Source organism: Kitasatospora sp. MY 5-36, assembly GCF_001182915.1.
In the GTDB taxonomy this organism is placed as follows: Bacteria; Actinomycetota; Actinomycetes; order Streptomycetales; family Streptomycetaceae; genus Kitasatospora.
On record NZ_LFVW01000707.1, the window covers coordinates 1 to 5,533 of the forward strand.

Genomic DNA, 5,533 nt, shown 5'->3' on the forward strand with positions numbered 1-5,533 from the left:
GCGTCGCCCCGCAGACGCGAGTTTGAAGACAGGCCCTAGGTCCGCCCCTAGACCGTGGCCCGCTCGGCCCGGTCGGTGGCCGGCCCGTCCGGCTGGGCGGACAGGTACGCCGCGCCGCAGGCGGTCAGCCGCAGGGCGGTGTCGATCAGCGGGACGTGGCTGAAGGCCTGGGGGAAGTTGCCGACCTGGCGCTTGAGGCGCGGGTCCCACTCCTCGGCGAGCAGGCCGACGTCGTTGCGCAGCGCGAGCAGCCGGTCGAACAGCTCGCGGGCCTCCTGGACCCGGCCGATCATGGCGAGGTCGTCGGCCAGCCAGAACGAGCAGGCCAGGAAGGCGCCCTCGTGGCCGGAGAGGCCGTCCACGTTGTTGCCCGACTCGTCGTGGGTCGGGTAGCGCAGCACGAAGCCGTCCTCGGTGGACAGTTCGCGCTGGATCGCCTCGATGGTGCCGATGACGCGCTTGTCGTCGGCGGGCAGGAAGCCGACCTGGGGGATCAGCAGCAGCGAGGCGTCCAGCTCCTTGCCGCCGTAGTACTGGGTGAAGGTGTTGCGCTCCGGGTCGTAGCCCTTCTCGCAGACGTCGGCGTGGATGGTGTCGCGCAGCGCGCGCCAGCGCTCCAGGTGGCCGCCGGTGGGCTCGTCCTCGGGGGTCTGCTCCAGGAGCTTGATGGTGCGGTCGACGGCGACCCAGGCCATCACCTTGGAGTGGACGAAGTGGCGGCGGGGGCCGCGGACCTCCCAGATGCCCTCGTCGGGGTTCTGCCAGTGGTCCTCGAGGTAGTCGATCAGGCGCAGTTGGAGCTGGTGGGCGTGGTCGTTGCGGACGAGGCCGGTCATGTGGGCGAGGTGGAGGGCTTCGACGACCTCGCCGTAGACGTCGAGCTGGAGTTGTCCGGCGGCGCCGTTGCCGATGCGGACGGGCTGGGAGCCCTCGTAGCCGGGCAGCCAGTCGAGGGAGGACTCGGTGAGCTCGCGCTCGCCGGCGATGCCGTACATGATCTGGAGGTTCTCGGGGTCGCCGGCGACGGAGCGCAGGAGCCATTCGCGCCAGGCCTTGGCCTCGTCGCGGTAGCCGGTGCGCAGCAGGGAGGAGAGGGTGATGGCGGCGTCGCGCAGCCAGGTGTAGCGGTAGTCCCAGTTGCGTTCGCCGCCGATGTCCTCGGGCAGGGAGGTGGTGGGGGCGGCGACGATGCCGCCGGTGGGGGCGTAGGTGAGGCCCTTGAGGGTGATCAGGGAGCGGATCACGGCTTCGCGGTAGGGGCCCTGGTAGGTGCACTGGTCGGCCCAGTCGTGCCAGAAGTCGGCGGTGGCGTCGAGCATGCCCTCGGCGTCCGGGGGCTTGGGCGCGTCGAGGTGGGAGGCCTGCCAGGTGAGGGCGAAGGCGATCCGTTCCCCGGCGGTGACGGTGAAGTCGGCGTAGGTGGTGAGGTCGCGGCCGTAGGTCTCGGCCCTGCCGTCCAGCCAGACCGAGTCGGGGCCGGCCACGGCGACGGTGCGGTGGCCGCCGTCGGCCTGCTCGACGCGGTGCACCCAGGGCACCACTCGGCCGTAGGAGAAGCGCATCCGCAGTGCGGAGCGCATCCGCACGGTGCCGGAGACGCCCTCGACGATCCGGATCACCTGGGGGACGGCGTCCTTGCCGGCCAGCGGGCGCGGCGGCATGAAGTCGATCACCCGGACGGTGCCGCCCTGGGCGTCCCACTCCTGCTCCAGGATCAGCGAGTCGCCCCGGTAACGGCGGCGGTCGGCGGGCACGGCCGGGGCGGCGGCGGTGGGCGGGGGCACCCGCAGGTCGGCGGTCTCGGCGATGCGGACCCGTGCGGGCGAGGGGGCCGGGGCCGTCGCGGGGAGGGGGACCGAGGTGACGACGGCCTCGGCCGGGCCGATCCGCCAGAAGCCGTGTTCATCGGTGCCGAGCAGGCCGGCGAACACGGCCGGCGAGTCGAAGCGGGGAAGGCAGAGCCAGTCCACCGCCCCGTCCCTGCTGACCAGGGCAGCGGTCTGCATGTCCCCGATGAGTGCGTAGTCCTCGATACGGCCGGCCACGTGGATCTCCAGTTCGCAATGTGGTCAGGGCATCGGCGAGCGGAGGGAGCGAGCGGTCTGCGGGGCCGGAGGTCCACCCCGGGACGTCCGGCCTGCCGGGGGTGGTGTCGGGCCTTGCTGGAGTGTCCGCGGGGCTCGGTCGAGCCCCTGGAGTGGGTGGGGATGAGCGGGAATACGGGGAGGTCCGGTCGCGCATCGGGGACCGGGAGTGTCCTGACCCTCCCACGCCCTCCGCGTGCTCGTGCTGTCGGCGATGCGTCCGAGCAGCTTACGACGGACGAAAGGGGCGAAGCACGCGGACGCAGCCCGGTGTGGCGCCGCAATTCGGCGGAAATGCCGTGCATCGCGAGGGCGCGGCGCAGGATGGTCCGGAAGGATCACCTCCGCCTGGCCCGGCAGGGGGAGCCGGGATGGTCCGGACGGACACCGCGCTCTGGCCCGGTCCGGCGGGTTGTGCGACCGGTGTGAAACCTGTGGCGTGTGATGCGCCGGTCGTGCGCCCCGCGCGCGCTCCCGGCGCGGTGCGCGTGCCTCGATCGGCGTCCGGGTCGCGTCACTGATACCCTGGTATCCCGTGGACCGGCGGGATCAAACGCCCCGGACCAGCCGAACCGACGACCCAGTGAGCGCCGCGCACCGAGCCGGCCTCCCGTCACGGCGAACCCCGAGCCTCCCGCCCACGTCTGCTTCGACACGCGACCCACGGGAGCCCCCTCTTGGCACAGCCCCATTCCGGCAAGGCAGCGAACGGCCGCGCCGTGACGACCAAGCACCTCTTCGTCACCGGGGGTGTCGCCTCTTCGCTCGGAAAGGGGCTGACCGCCTCCAGCCTCGGCGCGCTGCTCAAGGCCCGCGGCCTGCGCGTGACGATGCAGAAGCTCGACCCCTACCTCAACGTGGACCCGGGCACCATGAACCCGTTCCAGCACGGTGAGGTGTTCGTCACCGACGACGGCGCCGAGACCGACCTGGACATCGGTCACTACGAGCGGTTCCTGGACACCAACCTGCACGGCTCGGCGAACGTCACCACCGGCCAGGTGTACTCGACCGTCATCGCCAAGGAGCGCCGCGGCGAGTACCTGGGCGACACCGTCCAGGTCATCCCGCACATCACCAACGAGATCAAGTCCCGGATCCGCCGGATGGCGACCGAGGACGTCGATGTCGTGATCACCGAGGTCGGCGGCACCGTCGGCGACATCGAGTCGCTGCCGTTCCTGGAGGCCGTCCGCCAGGTCCGCCACGAGGTCGGCCGGGACAACGTGTTCTTCGTGCACGTCTCCCTGCTGCCGTACATCGGCCCCTCGGGCGAGCTGAAGACCAAGCCCACCCAGCACTCCGTCGCCGCGCTGCGCAACATCGGCATCCAGCCCGACGCGATCGTGCTGCGCGCCGACCGCGAGGTCCCGCAGGCGATCAAGCGCAAGATCTCGCTGATGTGCGACGTGGACGAGGAGGCCGTGGTCGCGGCCATCGACGCCAAGTCGATCTACGACATCCCCAAGGTGCTGCACGGCGAGGGCCTGGACGCGTACGTGGTGCGCCGCCTGGACCTGCCGTTCCGCGACGTCGACTGGACCACCTGGGACGACCTGCTGCGCCGCGTCCACGAGCCGCAGCACATCGTCAAGGTCGCCCTGGTCGGCAAGTACATCGACCTGCCGGACGCGTACCTGTCGGTGACCGAGGCGCTGCGCGCCGGCGGCTTCGCCAACAACGCCCGGGTCGAGATCAAGTGGGTCACCTCGGACGACTGCGAGACCCCCGAGGGCGCCCGGGCGCAGCTCGGCGACGTCGACGCGATCTGCATCCCCGGCGGCTTCGGCGACCGCGGCGTCAACGGCAAGGTCGGCGCGATCACCTTCGCCCGCGAGAACAAGGTGCCGCTGCTGGGCCTGTGCCTGGGCCTGCAGTGCGTGGTCATCGAGGCGGCCCGCAACCTGGCCGGCCTGCCCGAGGCCAACTCCACCGAGTTCGACGCCGCCGCCAAGCACCCGGTCGTCTCCACGATGGCCGAGCAGCTGGCCATCGTCGACGGCAAGGGCGACCTGGGCGGCACCATGCGCCTGGGCCTGTACCCGGCCAAGCTCGCCGAGGGCTCGATCGTCCGTGAGGTCTACGGCGGCGAGCAGTACGTCGAGGAGCGCCACCGCCACCGCTACGAGGTCAACAACGCCTACCGCGCGGACCTGGAGAAGACCGGCCTGGAGTTCTCCGGCCTCTCTCCCAAGGGCGACCTGGTCGAGTACGTCGAGTACCCGCGCGAGGTGCACCCCTACCTGGTGGCCACCCAGGCTCACCCGGAGCTGAAGTCCCGCCCGACCCGCCCGCACCCGCTGTTCGCGGGCCTGGTCAAGGCGGCCATCGAGATCAAGACCGCGGTCTCCGAGTAGTCCTCCCCGGTCGTTCACCGAACGGCGGCCCCGCGATTCCCGCGGGGCCGCCGTTCGGCGTTAGATTGTGTCGTACTGACGAAAAGGGGAGAGCGATGGACGAGCAGAGCCGCCAGGGGATCGCCGACGTGGCCGAGGAGTGGGAGGTCCGGGCCGGCGGGACGCCCTTCCAGGGCAAGGTCACCGGGGTCCGCAGCGAGGAGGTCCGGATGCCCGACGGCAGCTGGGCCCGCCGCGACTACCAGACCCACCCCGGCTCGGTCTCGGTGCTCGCCCTGGACGACGAGCAGCGGGTGCTGGTGCTGCGCCAGTACCGCCACCCGGTGCGCCAGCGGCTGTGGGAGCTGCCCGCCGGCCTGCTCGACGTGCCCGGCGAGAACCCGTGGCACGCCGCGCAGCGCGAGCTGTACGAGGAGGCGTACTGCAAGGCCGGCACCTGGCGGATCCTCGCCGACTACTACACCTCCCCGGGCGGCACCGACGAGGCGCTGCGGATGTTCCTCGCCACCGACCTGGCGCCGGCCGAGGGCGAGCGCTACGCGGCCGAGGGCGAGGAGCAGGAGATCGAGGTCGCCTGGGTGCCGGTGCCGGAGCTGATCCGGCTGATCCAGGCCGGGAAGCTGCACAACCCGACCCTGGTCACCGGCACCCTCGCCGTGCACGCCGCGCTCACCGGCCCGGACGGGCTGGACGCGCTGCGCCCGGCGGACTCGCCCTGGCCGGCTCGCCCCTTCGAGGCCTGAGTCGGCCGCTCGGGGGACGGCCGGCCGCCGGTCGTTGAGTCGTTGGGGTGATTTGCGGATTCGTACGACCGGATGTCACCTCGGCTGAGCCGGACGGTCGAACTACGCTTCGCAGACAGGGCGCCCGTCCCGGGCCGCCTCCGCTGAACTCCGGAGGCCGGGCACCGGAAGCCGGGTGTCGGATGCCGAGCGCGGGATGACGTCGGGAGTGGCACGGGTGGCGAGGAAGACGGCGACGATGGACCCCGGCCCCGGCGCGCCCGCCGGGGCCGTCCCGGGCCTGGAGCGGCTGCCGGCCGCACCCACGCTGTTCGTCGGGCGGCGCGCCGAACTGGCCGCGCTGCGGGCG

The 5,533-nt window shown here is 72.0% G+C and carries 3 protein-coding genes; 2 read left to right on the top strand and 1 reads right to left on the bottom strand.

The annotated features are described in order from the left end of the window. Window positions 1–47: 47 nt before the first annotated feature. Window positions 48–2,045 carry a glycoside hydrolase family 15 protein gene (locus AE652_RS34135; protein WP_049658734.1) on the bottom strand — a complete coding sequence of 666 codons (1,998 nt, stop codon included), beginning with the start codon at window positions 2,043–2,045 and terminating at the stop codon, window positions 48–50. Window positions 2,046–2,803: 758 nt separating this feature from the next. Between AE652_RS34135 and AE652_RS34140 the strand changes: the two genes are divergently transcribed. Further along, window positions 2,804–4,441, top strand: coding sequence for a CTP synthase (locus AE652_RS34140; protein WP_049658736.1), 1,638 nt, complete (start codon window positions 2,804–2,806; stop codon window positions 4,439–4,441). A gap of 95 nt (window positions 4,442–4,536) precedes the next feature. Further along, complete coding sequence (locus tag AE652_RS34145) at window positions 4,537–5,184, top strand: NUDIX hydrolase (protein ID WP_049658738.1); 648 nt, start codon at window positions 4,537–4,539, stop codon at window positions 5,182–5,184. Window positions 5,185–5,533 lie beyond the last annotated feature (349 nt).